Annotated in this window: 14 protein-coding genes; 5 read left to right on the top strand and 9 right to left on the bottom strand. The window is 36.7% G+C overall.

What is annotated here, in order from left to right; all coding sequences use genetic code 11:
• Nucleotides 1-15: 15 nt before the first annotated feature.
• The 7 genes from CRS_RS10690 to CRS_RS10660 form a co-directional block, all read right to left on the bottom strand.
• Nucleotides 16-915 (bottom strand): pirin family protein, encoded by a 900-nt coding sequence (locus tag CRS_RS10690; RefSeq protein WP_142724061.1) that lies wholly within the window; start codon nt 913-915, stop codon nt 16-18.
• 54 nt (nt 916-969) lie between these two features.
• Complete coding sequence (locus tag CRS_RS10685; protein WP_142724060.1) at nt 970-1,281, bottom strand: GNAT family N-acetyltransferase; 312 nt, start codon at nt 1,279-1,281, stop codon at nt 970-972.
• A gap of 153 nt (nt 1,282-1,434) precedes the next feature.
• Nucleotides 1,435-2,310, bottom strand: coding sequence for a pirin family protein (locus CRS_RS10680; RefSeq protein WP_142724059.1), 876 nt, complete (start codon nt 2,308-2,310; stop codon nt 1,435-1,437).
• A 121-nt stretch (nt 2,311-2,431) separates the two neighbouring features.
• The gene (locus CRS_RS10675) at nt 2,432-3,835 is read right to left on the bottom strand and encodes an MFS transporter (protein WP_142724058.1); all 1,404 of its coding nucleotides are present in this window, start codon (nt 3,833-3,835) and stop codon (nt 2,432-2,434) included.
• A 139-nt stretch (nt 3,836-3,974) separates the two neighbouring features.
• The gene (locus CRS_RS10670) at nt 3,975-4,787 is read right to left on the bottom strand and encodes a hypothetical protein (protein WP_142724057.1); all 813 of its coding nucleotides are present in this window, start codon (nt 4,785-4,787) and stop codon (nt 3,975-3,977) included.
• A gap of 437 nt (nt 4,788-5,224) precedes the next feature.
• Complete coding sequence (gene asnB, locus CRS_RS10665) at nt 5,225-6,892, bottom strand: asparagine synthase B (RefSeq protein ID WP_142724056.1); 1,668 nt, start codon at nt 6,890-6,892, stop codon at nt 5,225-5,227.
• Between the two features lie 322 nt (nt 6,893-7,214).
• Nucleotides 7,215-8,882, bottom strand: a complete 1,668-nt coding sequence (locus CRS_RS10660; protein WP_142724055.1) for a GLPGLI family protein — start codon at nt 8,880-8,882, stop codon at nt 7,215-7,217.
• Nucleotides 8,883-9,067: 185 nt separating this feature from the next.
• Here CRS_RS10660 and CRS_RS10655 point away from each other — a divergent pair, with 185 nt between their 5' ends.
• Both CRS_RS10655 and CRS_RS10650 read left to right on the top strand, forming a co-directional pair.
• The gene (locus CRS_RS10655) at nt 9,068-9,397 is read left to right on the top strand and encodes a hypothetical protein (protein ID WP_142724054.1); all 330 of its coding nucleotides are present in this window, start codon (nt 9,068-9,070) and stop codon (nt 9,395-9,397) included.
• Nucleotides 9,398-9,503: 106 nt separating this feature from the next.
• The gene (locus tag CRS_RS10650; protein ID WP_142724053.1) at nt 9,504-9,908 is read left to right on the top strand and encodes a hypothetical protein; all 405 of its coding nucleotides are present in this window, start codon (nt 9,504-9,506) and stop codon (nt 9,906-9,908) included.
• A gap of 27 nt (nt 9,909-9,935) precedes the next feature.
• On the opposite strand, the gene CRS_RS10645 is transcribed toward CRS_RS10650, so the two are convergent.
• Complete coding sequence (locus CRS_RS10645) at nt 9,936-11,141, bottom strand: RsmB/NOP family class I SAM-dependent RNA methyltransferase (RefSeq protein ID WP_142724052.1); 1,206 nt, start codon at nt 11,139-11,141, stop codon at nt 9,936-9,938.
• A gap of 392 nt (nt 11,142-11,533) precedes the next feature.
• Between CRS_RS10645 and CRS_RS10640 the strand changes: the two genes are divergently transcribed.
• Entirely contained in the window at nt 11,534-11,878 is a 345-nt protein-coding gene (locus CRS_RS10640) for a zinc ribbon domain-containing protein YjdM (RefSeq protein ID WP_142724051.1), read from the top strand.
• Nucleotides 11,879-12,165: 287 nt separating this feature from the next.
• Here the strand turns inward: CRS_RS10640 and CRS_RS10635 are convergent, their stop codons facing one another.
• On the bottom strand, nt 12,166-13,101 hold the full coding sequence (locus CRS_RS10635) for a sulfate/molybdate ABC transporter ATP-binding protein (RefSeq protein WP_142724050.1): 936 nt from the start codon (nt 13,099-13,101) through the stop codon (nt 12,166-12,168).
• A 75-nt stretch (nt 13,102-13,176) separates the two neighbouring features.
• Between CRS_RS10635 and CRS_RS10630 the strand changes: the two genes are divergently transcribed.
• Nucleotides 13,177-13,836, top strand: a complete 660-nt coding sequence (locus CRS_RS10630) for a YceI family protein (protein WP_142724049.1) — start codon at nt 13,177-13,179, stop codon at nt 13,834-13,836.
• Nucleotides 13,837-13,963: 127 nt separating this feature from the next.
• On the top strand, nt 13,964-14,974 hold the full coding sequence (gene pheS / locus CRS_RS10625) for a phenylalanine--tRNA ligase subunit alpha (protein ID WP_142724048.1): 1,011 nt from the start codon (nt 13,964-13,966) through the stop codon (nt 14,972-14,974).
• The last annotated feature ends 216 nt before the right edge of the window (nt 14,975-15,190 follow it).

The raw sequence follows: 15,190 nt of genomic DNA, 5'->3' as shown, positions 1-15,190 counted from the left end.
TAAATCGAACTGAAGTTATTTTCTGTTTAGAATAGCCTTAGGAAGCGGAACATACTCATTTTCGTCGCCTGGAACCAGAGGAAATGCCTCGTGATTCTGGTCATTCCAGTTTACTTTTGCCTGATCGATCAATTCCTTATCAGAGTTAACAAAATTCCAGAATATAAAGCGCTCTTCATCGAAGGGTTCGCCACCAAAAAGATAAACTGTTCCGTTTTCGCTCATATCAAACTCGCAAAGTTTGGTGTCTTTAGCGATCATCAGCTGTTTTGAACCATAAGAGTTTCCGTCTGTAGTCACTGTTCCGTCCAGAACATACATGGCAGCTTCTCCGTAAAGATCTTTTCCGATGCTGATTTTCTTTGCTTCTTTTGTTTTGATTTCAAGGAAAAATAATTTGCTGTGTACCGGAACGGGAGATGTTCTTCCGAATGCTTCACCGGCAATTAATTTATACTGAATGCCGTCTTCCTCCCAAACCGGGATATCATCTGCTTCAATATGATGAAAGGTAGGTTCAGACTGCTCGAGATGCTTGGGAAGCCCTACCCAGATCTGAAAACCGTGAAGTCTTTTATCACTGTGTCTTAAATATTCAGGCGTTCTTTCGGAGTGGACAACTCCTTTTCCGGCAGTCATCCAGTTTACGGCACCCGGTTTTATTTCAATAGCACTTCCGATGCTGTCTCTGTGGAAAATAGAACCTTCCAGCAGATAAGTTAACGTAGATAAACCGATATGCGGATGTGGAGGAACATCAAGATTCTGGTAATCTTTTAATTCTGAAGGTCCCATATGATCAATAAAAACAAAAGGTCCGACCGCTCTTTTTTCACGGAAAGGAAGAAGCCTTCCTACCAGGAAATTTCCGATATCAGCTGCTTTTTCTTCAATGATAAGTCCAATATTTGACATAATAATGTGATACTTTTTAAATGTTGTTTTTAATAAATTGAGTGTTTATGGAGACTAAAGTTTGTTAAATCCTTCAAATCTCTTATCTACGATACGCTTCCATTCAGGATGTTTTCTGATAAAGGCAAAAACATAAGGACAGAACGGAAGAAGCTTTTTCCCGCTTTCTTCAATATAATGAAGTGTTTTTTCCACTACTGCTGCGGCTGCACCTGTTCCTGCCAGTTCAGGATCTGCTTCAGTATGTATTAAAGAGATCTGGTGCATTGTTTCCCGATAATCAATGAATGCATAGTGTCCGCTTACTTCTATTTCAAATCTTTTTTCTGCTTTTACAAGAGGTATATTTTCAAATTCAGGTTTCATAATATTTATGCTAGAGGTGTCACGTTTCCTGTAAAACAGGAAATGGTTTATTATAACAATTAAACCTTACAGGTTTCCAAAACCTGTAAGGTTTGCCATCATATAAAGTTAATAAAAAAGGAATAATTAAAGATTACGAAAAATTTAATTCTTTTAATCTTCCAGGTATCCGAATTTGCCGGTATTAAAATCTTCAAAAGCCTGCATGATTTCCTCTCTGGAATTCATGACAAAAGGGCCGTGGGGATAAATCGGTTCGTTGATAGGCTCACCACTGATGATCAGAACAACAGTGTCTTCTTTTGCTTCAATGCTGAATGTTTCACCTTCATTTTTAAACAGGACAAAATGATCTTGTTTCACTGTTTCCTCACCATTCATAATAACGCTCCCCTCAATCACCAAAGCTGCAGTATTGAAATGGGCAGGGAAGCTAAAATCAGCTTTTCCTCCCGCTTTAAGTTTGGCATTCATCATGTGAACTGGTGTAAAGGTACTGGCAGGTCCTTTATGACCGGCATATTCTCCGGCAATGATCTCTACAAAACCATTTTCACCAAGATCAACCCTTTCCATTTTAGAGTTTTCAATGGCCTGATATTTTGGACAGCTCATTTTGTCTTTCGCCGGAAGATTCACCCAAAGCTGAACCATCTGAAAGATTCCTCCTTCTTTTGCCCATTCCGTTTCATGATATTCTTTATGTAAAACCCCTTTGGCGGCAGTCATCCACTGAACATCACCTTCTCCGATAACACCGCCACCGCCGGCACTGTCATGGTGTTCTACTTTTCCGCTATATGCTATCGTTACGGTTTCAAAACCTCTGTGCGGATGAACTCCAACTCCTCTTGGTCTGTCTGATCCGTTGAAATGAAATTTTGAATTGTAATCCAGCATGATAAATGGGTCCATTCTTTTCATATCCAATCCAGGTACGCCCGGAATGAAGTTATGAACCCTGAATCCATCACCTACAAAGTGTGCAGGTTTTGGAGATACTACGATTTCTATTTTTTTAGTTGCCATCACATTGTTGATTTGTGTAAACAAAATTACCATAGTTATAAGTGAGAGGCATTGACCTGTGTTAAGTTCGTAGAGAGCTAAAGAGTGAAAGGTAAGTGGCCGGAATTAGAATCTTCTCTATTTAATCCTCCTTCGATTTCATATTCTTCCCATCTGAAATATGCAGTCTTCTGAATACCAGCCCTGATAAAATCGTTAATATACCTACAGTGAGAAACGTGAGACGGAATGCATTATGGATTTCTCCTTTGACAAGATCTGTATTCTCAAAAAGTTTTAAAACAATCAGTCCGAAGGCAATTCCGAAACCAATCGCTAATTGCTGATTGACGGAGAGTAAAGAGTTTCCGCTGCTGGTCTGGAAGTTCCGAAGGTCAGCAATAGAAATAGTATTCATGGAAGTGAACTGGATAGAGTTGAAAAAACCTAATATCGCTATGATAGGAACAAACCAGTACAGAGAAGTGTGGATATCAGGAATGGCAAGAAGACATATCAGGGTTCCGATGATGAACGTATTCACCATTAAAGTCTGACGGTAGCCATACTTATCCAGAATTTTAATGACATATGATTTCCCGAAGATAGCAGTTAAAGCCATAGGGGCAATGATCCAGCCTGAAGTTACAGCAGACTGTTTATAGGCAATCTGAATCATCAACGGGAGCAATAGAGGAACAGAGCTGATCCCTAATCTGGTGGCAAGGTTTCCCACAATACCTACCCGGAAAGTTCTTACCTGAAAAAGGTTTAAAGGGAAAATAGGATTTCCTCCTTTTTTTGCATGTTTGTAATAATAATACAGGAACAGGAATCCCATAATAAATACAAGCAAGACAGGGGTAATATTCTGGATATCTCCAAAAAGTTCCAGTGATACAGAAAGCAGGAGTGAGGCTGCTGCGAAGATTAGGAAGCCTTTTAAATCAAAATCAACATCATCAGACTTATAGTCAGGCATGAATTTCAATCCTAGAAGAATTCCCAGAATACCAATCGGGATATTAATAAGAAATATCCAGTGCCATGAAAGGTAATCTACCATATAACCTCCAACCAAAGGACCAAGTACGGGCCCGATAAGGGCAGGAATGATCGCAAAGTTCATGGCTTTGAGAAGCTCATTTTTATCAAAGGTTTTAATAAGCGCCAGCTTTCCGACCGGGGTCATCAGACTTCCTCCGACTCCCTGAATAACCCTTGAAATTACTAAATGCGTAAGATTCTGAGACATGGAACAGAACAAAGAACCCAGACTGAATAATATTAAAGAAAATATAAACACTTTTTTTGTTCCAAACCTGTCTGCAAGAAATCCGCTGGCAGGCATAAAAACTGCCAGAGTCAGAACGTAGCTGATGATAGCATTCTGCATATTGAGCGGAGACTCATTCAGATCTTTTGCAATAGCGGGCAGGGAAGTATTAAGGATTGTAGAATCCAGCATTTGCATAAAAATGGCAGTGGCCAGAATTAAGGGTAGTATTTTCTTTACGGATGTCTGTTGTGTATTTGTTTGTGTCATTTTTTACAGGCTGGATAGTTCAAAAACTTCCAGACTTTTTTTGTTGAAGAAACTGCCTGCTTTAAGCAGTTAAATCTTTAGATAAAGAAATCCATATAAAATTAAAAAAGTCCTGTGAAATTTCACAGGACTTTTTGATTTATTTTCTGGGTTTTTCTACTCCTTTCCATTCATCACCGGCTTTTCTGTACTGGCTTAAAGTGAAAGTTTTGAAATCCTTTGTTTTGTATTCGATATTATCCGTATTCTGCTCAAACGGCATGATATAATAGTATTCGATATCCGTTTTGTCAGACTTGTTTCCTTTTTTTACAGAAGGAACATATTTTGAAAATTTGTAACTGGGAAGGTATTGTTTTAATCTGGTGTAGAAAGCTTTATCTTCTTTTTCGCTAGGAATAATATCGACAATGTTCAGATCATCTTTTTTCTTGTCAATCCAAAGATAATACGTTTTTTCTTCTCCTATATTTCTGTTGAATGAGTTGAATGCAAATAACTCTTTCGGTACAAGTTCCTTGATTTTTTCCGGGTCAACCTTAGTATAATACTGGCCTTTTGAAGGATCTACATAGGTTTCAAGGTTGTACATTAAAACAGAATTGTTTTCAAAATTCTTGTTTTTAAAATATTGATTCAATGATAATTCTGCTGTGGCTCTCAATTCTTTACCTCTGGCATCCAGTTTTTTTGTTGGGTTCTGAGGGTTTACATATTTTACAAACTCGTATAAAACAACAGGTTTTATGTCTTTAAGGTGAGGGTAAGTTTTCAGTTGCTCTGCCTTTACAAGCCAATAATATTGTTGGTAGTAGTCATCTTTATCTGCGTCTTTCACACTCTTGTAAGCTAAAGCAAGCTTCTTTGAATTCAGATATTTGCCATATTTTCCCTGTCCAAAAGCAAAAGTTATGGCTAATAAAGCAAACAAAACAGTAAGGTTTCTTCTCATTTTTTTATAATTGATATTTTCATTTTCCAAATATAATTATTTATTAGATATTATTTTGGATTGTGAGTTAAATTATGCTATATTATTATGGTTAATTCAAGAAAAAATCCTGTATTGCTACAGGATTGATAAATTATAACTGAGGGAGTTATAGGTTTGAATAAAAAAATATACATTTCAATAGCTAACTAATACTATTGAACAGTTGAAATAAGCGCTATAGTCGCAAGGTTTATATTTCATTTTGTATATTTCGTTCGCAAGAGCACTTTGTTCAGCCAGGATATCAGTTGATCTATTGCTGAGTGAAACGCCCTGGCGATCGTTCTTGGATATTAGACAATAGCTTAGCGTACTCTGTGTTAAAATATCCCGAAACCCACAATAAATAGGCAAGTGCAGCGAATTGATTAGTGGATATTCATCAATATACCACTTTAATACGAAGTTTCATGCACTTTCACCGCTCTTCCACTAGGATCATTCATTTTTTTGAAAGCTTCATCCCATTCCAGTGCAATAGGAGTGGAACAGGCTACTGATGGAACAGACGGTACTGTAGCCGCAGCTGTCTCACTTGAGAAATGTTCTTCAAAAATAGTTCTGTATCTGTACTCTTCTTTGTTTTGTGGGGTGTTCAGCGGGAATCTGAATCTTGCATTGGCCATCATTTCATCTGTTACTTCTTTTTCAGCGACTTCTTTTAAAGTATCGATCCATGAATATCCGACACCGTCAGAGAACTGCTCTTTCTGTCTCCAGACAATAGAATCAGGAAGGATGTCTTCAAAAGCTTTTCTCAATACCCATTTTTCAATTTTCCCTTCGGCTGCATTGATCATTTTATCTTTTGGGTTAAGAGTCATGGCAACATCCATGAATTCCTTATCAAGGAAAGGTACCCTGCCTTCAATTCCCCAGCTCATCAGCGCTTTATTGGCTCTTAAACAGTCGTAAAGGTGAAGTTTGTTCAGTTTTCTCACTGTTTCATCATGAAATTCCCTTGCGTTGGGCGCTTTGTGGAAATATAAATAACCACCGAATAATTCATCAGAACCTTCTCCTGAAAGAACCATTTTAATTCCCATAGATTTGATCACCCTTGCCAGAAGATACATCGGAGTGGATGCTCTGATGGTTGTCACATCGTAGGTTTCCAGGTGATAAATCACATCACGTACAGCATCTAACCCTTCCTGCACCGTAAAGTTAACTTCATGGTGAACAGATCCTATATGTTCTGCAGCTTTTTGGGCAGCTGCCAGATCAGGAGAACCTACAAGGCCTACTGCAAAACTGTGAAGTCTCGGATACCAGGCTTCCTGTGTGTCACCACTTTCAATTCTCTGGCGTGCAAATTTTGCTGTGATGGCTGAAATAACAGAGGAGTCTAAACCTCCGGAAAGAAGAACCCCGTAAGGAACATCACTCATCAGTTGTCTGTGAACAGCATCTTCAAGACCCTTTCTCAGTTTTTCAATATCAGTTTCATTGTCCTTTACATGGTCAAAACTTTCCCAGTCTCTTTTGTACCATTGCTGAAGTTCGGCGCCGTCTTTGCTGTATACGAAATGTCCCGGTAAAAATGTTTCAATCTTTTTACAGATTCCTTCAAGAGCTTTCAATTCAGAAGCTACATAGTAGTTTCCGTTTTTGTCCCAACCCTGATACAGCGGACAGATTCCCATATGGTCACGGGCAATCAGATAAACGTCATTTTCAGTGTCATATAATGCAAATGCAAAAATCCCGTTCAGTTTTTCAACGAAATTTTTTCCGTATTTTTTGTAAAGAGCCAGGATTACCTCACAGTCAGACTGAGTCTGAAATTCATAATCAGGAAACTCTTCTTTTAATGCTCTATGGTTGTAGATTTCACCATTTACGGCTAATACTACTTTTCCGTCTTTCGTAAATAAAGGTTGTTTTCCGGAGGTAGGATCTACGATGGCAAGTCTTTCATGAGAGAAAACTACTTTTTCGTCCTGAAAAACTCCACTCCAATCCGGTCCTCTGTGACGGATTTTCTTTGACATTTCCAATACCTGAGGTCTTAATATATCAGTTTTCTGCTTGGCGTCAAATAAACATACAATTCCACACATAATTTTATTATTATTTATGAAACAAAAGTAAAGGTGATGTTTATAAATAACAATAAAAAATATTTAAAAGCGAAAATTTTTAACTAGATTGTTTTTAATAGTTAAAAATTTTAACTATTTGTTGAAATTGATATGCTTTTGATTAATTTTTTTCACTTGAGTAGGATTGAGGTAATCTCTATACGAAATAAAAATGACATATTTATTAATATATGGTAATTTATTATATGAATTTTACCCCTTACTTTGTGGCTCGAAATAATTTTTTTTCATCATTTGTGTTTTTACCTTCTTGCAATTCTCATGCAAGAAGGTTTTGTTTTTATTGGACTCCAAGTAACGTACCCGAAACATTCCATGAACTGAAGCTTGTTCCTTCAGTAGGTCCCTGTGGGATTTTTATCTGAATAATATGTTTTCCTGCTTTTAAGTCTCCCAGGGGAATGAAGTTAGGATTGGTGACTGTTCCCGGGCACCAGTTTGATCTGCTGAGGTCTGATGATGAAAGCCCGTCCTGAAAATTTCCTGAAGCCGGATTGTATAAACGGTAAGAGCCGCAGTCTGTTCTCCAGGGAACAAATGAGAATACCGGATTTTCATCCACAAAGACAGAATTGACCTTAGGGACAAACTCGTCTCCGTTTTCCCAACCTCCGTGTCCCGTAGTGGTATATCTTAGCTGTACGTTTTTCAGGTCTTTATCTAAAGTGAAATTGACGAGAAGACCTTTATCCTGACTGAACATAGTAGAATAGTCCTGTCCGGCCATTTCCATAATGTTTAAAGTGTTGAATAACGGTATGGCCACATTGTTTTTATTAACAGTCTGATCGCTTTTATGGATCGTAATGTCAAGGCTTACTTTATGTCCTCCTTTATCATAGTTGCCGATAAATGTTCCTACCCAAAGTTCTTTTCCTGATAAGGCCGGTTTCAGATCTGTAATATCCTGCCGGTAAGGATTGATGTTCTGCCAGGTTTTTCCTTTAAGCTGAATATGATTGAACTTCTGAATTCCAAACGCCGTAAAGAATCTCATCATTTCCAGAGCAGGGCTGTAGTGGTCTGTAGCGTTTACCCCGTAATATTGTTTACGGTTTCCATTTTCATAAGTTGGGAGTGTTTTTACTCCATTTTCCAATCCATCAAAAAAAGATTTTTCTTTGTCCTGTGGAATGATGAATACAGTTCCGGTTCTGTCATAAGCATCTCCGTTGGATTGTTGCTTCAGTTCTACAAAAATGTTTTCTCCCTCAGTGATAACAGGGAATTTTATTTTTTTCAGAATAACCGTTCCGTTGGCGTATCTTTTTATCTGGTCATCTGATCTGGAGGCATCAGAAAAGTTGATGGTTTCGTTGTCAAAAACATTCAGGGTAGTAAATCTGCTTTTCCAAAGCAGGTCTTTATATCCTAACTGATCTGTAGCCTGTATACTTCCTTTCAGAATATTTTCAATCCCGGTATTTTTGATTTTTTTGACAGATCCTGCTGTCATTAAAGAATTTTTGTTTCTTTCCACTTCCAGAACCAGTCCTAAATTCTGTCCTAAAACAGAAGGTCCTCCTTTTAGCTTCAGATCATTCGTGTACCAGATTTCAATGGTATTTGAATTGACCTTTGTAACTGCTTTTTTACAGTTATATCCTAAGATCTTTTTCGTTTCATGAGTAGGTTCAAAATCCTGTTTTCCTACTGATTCAGCATCTGATGTAGAAATGACTGATCCAGGTTTTAAAAAAGCATAAGAAACAATAGTGTTGGATGGCTTTTCTACCTTAGTGATTTCATAAGGGTAGCTGCTTTTTTGTTCTTTGATGGAGCTGTTGAGAATGAGATTTTCTTTTTCATTGACCCAGACTATTGTTGAGGGCTGATCCGTTATTGTTTTTCCGTTATAAGAACTGATGTACTGGATTTCATAGGTCTGTGCGGAAAACAGACAATATAAAAAAACAGCCAGAAAATTGAAAACAATTCTTGTATTCATAAATAAATGAGTTTGCAGCAAAGGTATTCTAAACTTTTAACAGCATCAATACGGTTTTAATCTAAACAGTTAGTAGACAATATGCTTTAAATGTTACAAAAATTGTTACATTTTTTCAGAAAATTAATACAATATTGAGTTTGAAATAAATTATCCACCTTACGTTCAATTAAAAAACAATACCATTGAAAAAGTTAATTCTCTTTTTTATATTTCTTGTATTATCAAACTTTGTAGAAGCACATAAACCTAAAGTAAGGATAGGAAACTTCGGAAATATAAAAACTTATTTTACATCAGGATTTAATTTTAATCCCAAAACGATTGAGTCAGAAGAGCTAAAAATGCAGGTTGTTGGAAGGCTATCTAAGCTTATCGCTGAAAAATTAGGATGTTCTGATACGATTATGATTGAAAGAAAAACTTACTATTCTCATGATATTAATCAAAAGCTTTTATTTTGGAAAACAATAACTCTCAATATAGTATTCTATTCTGAATCGGAAGAAACTTAATCAAAAGTATATTCCTGCAGATTACTATTATGGAGAAGCAAAGCTGATAATATCTGTTAATTCTGAGGATTTTATTAGAAAGATCTGTAAAGCACAATCGAAATTAGTGGATGAAGTTATTAATAACAATATTGAATTATTGAACAACGGATTTTTAAGAACTAAAATTTCATGGAAAAACGGGAAATTTATGTTTGGAATTGATAATAGCTCTCCAACAGGTAGTAATTATCCGGAATTTGTAATGAATGATTTTGAAATTGAAGATTTCAAATACTATGTGGATTCTGCTTACTCAGATTTCTTTCTGATTTTTCATACTCCCAATATATTTACCTACTTTGATGGTGATAGTGAATGCATATCAGATAAGATAGAAGTTGAAAAAAGCTCATGGTATCCTTTTCAGGTTTCAAGGGATAACTTTCAGGATAAAATAGTTTTATTTGATAATAAAAGCTATTTCTATGTTTATAATTTCAAAAAAAAACTACTCCAGAAAATAGAGTAGTTTTATGTATTGTTTATTGAATTTAGATTAAGAAACTCTCTCAATCAGGGCCATATAAAATCCGTCATATCCTTCGCTAGGCATCACCTTTTCATCTTTAATCATTTTAAATCCAGGATTATTTTTGATGAATTCTTCTACCTGCAGATTATTTTCGGAAGGAAGGATAGAACAGGTGGCATATACCATTTTTCCTCCTTTTTTCAGCATCCTGGAATAATCCTGAAGGATCTGCTGCTGTTCCTTTTTAATTCTGTCAATAAAGTCCTGATCAATCTTCCACTTACTGTCCGGATTTCTTTTCAATACACCAAGACCTGAACATGGCGCATCAATCAGAAGTCTGTCTGCTTTTTCATGAAGACGTTTGATCACTTTGTTGTCAGAGATCATACGGGTTTCAATATTGTGGGCTCCGGCTCTCTTGGCACGGCGTTTCAGTTCGGCAAGCTTCCATTCGAAGATATCTAATGCCACGATCTGTCCTTTATTTTTCATTAATGCCGCCAGGTGAAGTGTTTTCCCCCCTGCACCGGCACAGGCATCCACCACTCTTTGTCCTTCTTTTACATCAAGGAAATAGCCAATCTTCTGTGAAGATGCATCCTGAACTTCAAATAAACCTTCTTTGAAAGCTGTAGTAAGGAAAACGTTTTTCTTTTCTTCCAGCTGTACAGCATCAGGATAGCCGTTAACAGGAAAAGAGACAACACCCTCATCAGAAAGATCAGAAATAAGTTCCTTAGTTGTTGTTCTTAAAGAATTAGCCCTTAAAACAGTAGGAGCCTGTTCGTTCAAAGCGGTCATTTCTTTTTCCCAGTTGGCACCCAGCTCTTTTTCAAGGGTTTCAGCCAGCCAGTCGGGAATAGAATGTTCTATTGCTTTTGTAGGAACCGTATTTTTTTTAAGTTTGGTAAGAATATCAGCAATTTTGATTCCGTCAAATTCTTCAAATTTTTTATAATTGGTTTTACTCCAAAGTAAATATGCAATAATCAGTTTGTAGATATTGTTGGGTTTTACGCCTTCTCCCATATAATATTCAAGGCGTTTTTTCCAACGGATAATATTGTAGAAAATTTCAGAAACAACAGCTCTGTCCTGGCTTCCCCATTTTTTGTTAGCTTTCAAAAGTCTTTCAATAACTTTATCGGCATATTTGTTTTTTTCAAAAAATGTCTCCTGTAAGGCATCGTGAATTCCGATCGCCAAGTTTCTGTGAATAAGTTCCATAAGTTTGCTTCGCTGTTTGAATCTGCAAAAATACGACTTTTAATTGAGAGTTTAGAATTTGGGGTGGGAGAGTTGATGAAGGATAGCGAATTCTGAATGGTCAATCCGTTTTTCGGATAAATTTTTATATCAAATATGTTTATATTTTTATTGGTTTACCATTGCCTTCACTCTATGAAGAATTAACCTGTGTTTTTGCTTAATGAAAAATATTTGCCAGCAAAATATACACTGTTCATTATTATACTTTACTTTCTTTGCGTCTGGTTTATTTAATTCGCTTTAATTCACCAAGCGGTGTTAAATAAAGATGCGCTTATTGTCTACTATACTGAGCTTTACCTCTTGACTTCAACCTTTAAAAAGCCCTACCTTTGCAAAAAAATTAAAATATGAGTGATACGGTACTTTGTCCGAAATGCAGCTCTGAGTTTACCTACCCAAGCGATAATATGATGGTATGTTCTCAGTGTTTTTACGAATGGAACCCTGAAGAAGCTGCTTCTGAGGTTGCCAGTGAAGGAAAAATATTGGATTCCAACGGAAATGAACTTCAGGATGGAGATTCTGTAGTTGTGGTAAAAGATCTTCCTGTAAAAGGGGCACCCAAACCGGTAAAAGCGGGCACTAAAGTGAAAAATATCCGTTTAAGACCGGGAAGCGATCACAATATCGACTGTAAAATTGATGGTTTTGGAGCGATGGCTCTTAAGTCTGAATTTGTAAAGAAAGCATAAGATCAAGGCTGCTTGTATGGCTTAAAAATAAAGAAAAGGAAAAAATTGGACAGTGTAATCTTTCATAAGACTTAATTGCAAAACTGCTAATGTCCGTCCGGAAGGCAGAAAGAGAATTAACCAAAGATTTCCTTATGCTGTAGAAATACAAATGTAAGAAAAAGTTTTATAAACAGCTTCTTATGTTTGTATTTTTTTATTGATAAGTGTAAGTAAATGTATGAGTTAAGGGTGGGTAACGGGATGGCAAAACAGCGAATTGCTCTTTTACGATTTAGCGTTTTCTCTTAAATAAATGAAATATTTATTGTTCCCGATATTTTCTCATCAGTATAAACAACCAGTTCTTTTGATTTTACTCTCAGCTTGTTCCAATAGTAGTTTCCTGCAAATCTGCTTTCCAGAACTTCTGCTTCGAAACCTGTTTCAGTAATTTTTATTTCTTTAGGATAATAAGAAAATTTTGAAAGTTGGAACTCTGCGGCTTCTGTTTCGCTGAAAATGTTTACTTCCCCAAATAATTTAGCCACATAAGAATTATAAGGATGTCTGTAGGTTTCTTCAGGGCTGTCATTCTGAATAAGTCTTCCATCCTGGAGGATAACGATCTGATCCAGCCATGGCATAATATCCTGAAGTTCATGGGTAGAAATAATCAGAGATACCCCATGCTGTTTTACGTATCTGAAAAGTCTTTCTCTGAGCTCAATTTTTCTCGGAAAATCCAGATTACTGAAAGGCTCATCCAGAATCAGAAGTTGAGGAAGAACAGACAGGGCCCTGGCAATGGCTACTCTTTGCTGTTGTCCACCGCTAAGGTATTTGGGAAGTACATTGGCAAATTCCTGAAGTCCCACTACCTCAAGAAGCTCTGTTACAGTTTCTTTTTTTTGTTTTAAATTGATATTTGAAATAAATTTTCCCACATTTTCAGCTACTGTAGCGTAAGGCATGAGGTCAAAATTCTGAGCTACAAATTTCATTTCTGCTTCTCCGGGAACAAGATTTCCTTTCGGACCTAACAGTCGTGTTCCGTTAAAAATGATCTCTCCGCTTTCCCAGTCCAGCAGCCCATAGATCAGACTGAGAAGGGTAGATTTTCCACATCCGCTTTCTCCTGCAAGAGCAATGATCCTGTCAGCTTCAAACCTCAGGTTAAGGTTCTGAAACAGGGGATTTTCTTTGTTGTGAGAGAAAAATAAATTGTTTATTTCTAATAGCATATTACAAATGTAAGGTTTTTATGAAAACATAATTTTTTTTATTATATTAGCGGAACTAATAAAAATAAATCAAAAATGAGAAAAAAACTGTTTTCATTAGCTATTCCTGCATTATTTGTTGCTGTTGTAACGGTTTCTTGTAAAAAAGACAAACCGCTTACCAGTGAAAGTAATGAAGTGACGACTACTAAAGAAGGGAGCCAGTTCACATTGGATACGCTAAACAGTAAGGTTGAATGGAAGGGATATAAAGTATTTAAATCTGAAAATACAAGTCATTTTGGAACCATCAGATTTGAAAGCGGAGATGTGACGGTGAAAGACGGAAAACTGGAAAGCGGAAAATTCGTTGCTGATATGAACTCCTTAACTTCTGTGGATTTGAAAGACAGTCCGGAAGATTTAGGAAAATTAAACGGTCACCTGAAGAGTGGTGATTTCTTTGAAGTTGAAAAGTTTCCGACAGCTTCTTACGAAATTACAAAAGTAACTCCCGCTACAGAAGGTGATTATAATACTCTTTTGGATGGTAATTTGACGATTAAAGGAATTACCAAGCCTGTTCAGTTTAAGGCTAATGTTTCCGTGAAAAACGGGGAGGTGAGTGTAGCTACTGAACCGAAAGATATCAAAAGAGAAGAGTTTGGCGTGAAGTTCCAGGCTCCTGCTGAAAACGGTGTGATTAAAGATGAGGTGACTCTTCAGATCAGCGTTAAAGCTTTAGAAAAGAAATAATTTTTTTATTTAAGTGAAATAAGTGATTGAAGTCTGCCTCCCGAAAAAGAGGCAGATTTTTTTATGACGGACTTATTATTCAACTTAAAAATCGTATTTTTGCAAAACATTTTGAAAGGGTAAAACAATGATAGAAAAGATAGAAGAACTACTGATCGAAGTAAATGGCTTCAATGCCACCTCTAAGGAAGAGATCGAGAACTTCCGAATCAAGTACAATGGTAAAAAAGGGGTTCTGAATGATTTTTTTGAAAAATTTAAAGAAGTTCCTAATGACCAGAAGAAAGAATTCGGGCAGAAGATCAATACTTTAAAACAGGCAGTTGCTGTAAAACTGGAGGATTTGAAAAATGCTTCAGCTTCTTCTGTCGTGGTAGAAAAAGAAGATCTTACAAGACCCGCTTTTCCATTGGATCTGGGTTCCAGACATCCGATCAATCTGGTAAAAAACAGAATTATAGAAATCTTCAAATCTATCGGGTTTGCTGTAGCAGACGGTCCTGAGATTGAAGATGACTGGCATAACTTTACAGCGCTTAATCTCCCGGAATACCACCCGGCAAGAGATATGCAGGATACTTTCTTCATTGAGCAGAATCCGGATATTCTTTTAAGAACACATACTTCTTCTGTACAGACCCGTTTTATGGAAGAAAACCAACCGCCAATCAGGATTTTATCTCCGGGGAGAGTATTCAGAAATGAAGCGATTTCTTCACGTTCTCACTGTATTTTCCACCAGATTGAGGGGCTATATATTGATGAAAATGTGAGTTTTGCAGATTTAAAGCAAACCATTCAGTTTTTTACCACTGAGCTTTTCGGGAAATCTAAGATCAGAATGAGACCTTCATTCTTCCCATTCACTGAGCCAAGTGCTGAAATTGATGTGTATTGGGGATTAAACTCTGAAACGGATTACAGAATCACGAAAGGAACTGGGTGGCTGGAAATCATGGGATGTGGAATGGTAGATCCTGCCGTACTGAAAAATGTAAATATTGATGCTGAGAAATATTCAGGATATGCATTCGGAATGGGAATTGAAAGAATTACGATGCTGCTTTACCAGATGAGTGACATCAGAATGTTCTTTGAAAATGATATCAGAACACTGGAACAGTTCAAAACACTATAAAAAATCAAACCTCCGGAGCTCCGGAGGTTTTTTGTTTTTAATTACTGACCTAAGAAACAAAACGTAACTAAAAACTGATCTTATTGAAAAATTTACACGTGTCTGTTTCTTATGCTTATACTTCGGTTCGAATACACTAAGTATCTCAGTGAAGTATTGACATGCCGCAGTTCTTTGACTGCCTCTATAATAAAGACAATCCATATTAAGAATATA

Source organism: Chryseobacterium sp. ON_d1 (genome assembly GCF_006829085.1).
Taxonomy (GTDB): domain Bacteria; phylum Bacteroidota; class Bacteroidia; order Flavobacteriales; family Weeksellaceae; genus Chryseobacterium.
This window is presented reverse-complemented; position numbering and strand designations above follow the sequence as displayed.

Coding starts and splice junctions, on each gene's coding strand:
- CRS_RS10690 (WP_142724061.1), bottom strand. CDS start 915: ATGTCAAATATTGGACTTATCATTGAAGAAAAAGCAGCTGATATCGGA.
- CRS_RS10685 (WP_142724060.1), bottom strand. CDS start 1,281: ATGAAACCTGAATTTGAAAATATACCTCTTGTAAAAGCAGAAAAAAGA.
- CRS_RS10680 (WP_142724059.1), bottom strand. CDS start 2,310: ATGGCAACTAAAAAAATAGAAATCGTAGTATCTCCAAAACCTGCACAC.
- CRS_RS10675 (WP_142724058.1), bottom strand. CDS start 3,835: ATGACACAAACAAATACACAACAGACATCCGTAAAGAAAATACTACCC.
- CRS_RS10670 (WP_142724057.1), bottom strand. CDS start 4,787: ATGAGAAGAAACCTTACTGTTTTGTTTGCTTTATTAGCCATAACTTTT.
- asnB (WP_142724056.1), bottom strand. CDS start 6,892: ATGTGTGGAATTGTATGTTTATTTGACGCCAAGCAGAAAACTGATATA.
- CRS_RS10660 (WP_142724055.1), bottom strand. CDS start 8,882: ATGAATACAAGAATTGTTTTCAATTTTCTGGCTGTTTTTTTATATTGT.
- CRS_RS10645 (WP_142724052.1), bottom strand. CDS start 11,141: ATGGAACTTATTCACAGAAACTTGGCGATCGGAATTCACGATGCCTTA.
- CRS_RS10640 (WP_142724051.1), top strand. CDS start 11,534: ATGAGTGATACGGTACTTTGTCCGAAATGCAGCTCTGAGTTTACCTAC.
- CRS_RS10635 (WP_142724050.1), bottom strand. CDS start 13,101: ATGCTATTAGAAATAAACAATTTATTTTTCTCTCACAACAAAGAAAAT.
- CRS_RS10630 (WP_142724049.1), top strand. CDS start 13,177: ATGAGAAAAAAACTGTTTTCATTAGCTATTCCTGCATTATTTGTTGCT.
- pheS (WP_142724048.1), top strand. CDS start 13,964: ATGATAGAAAAGATAGAAGAACTACTGATCGAAGTAAATGGCTTCAAT.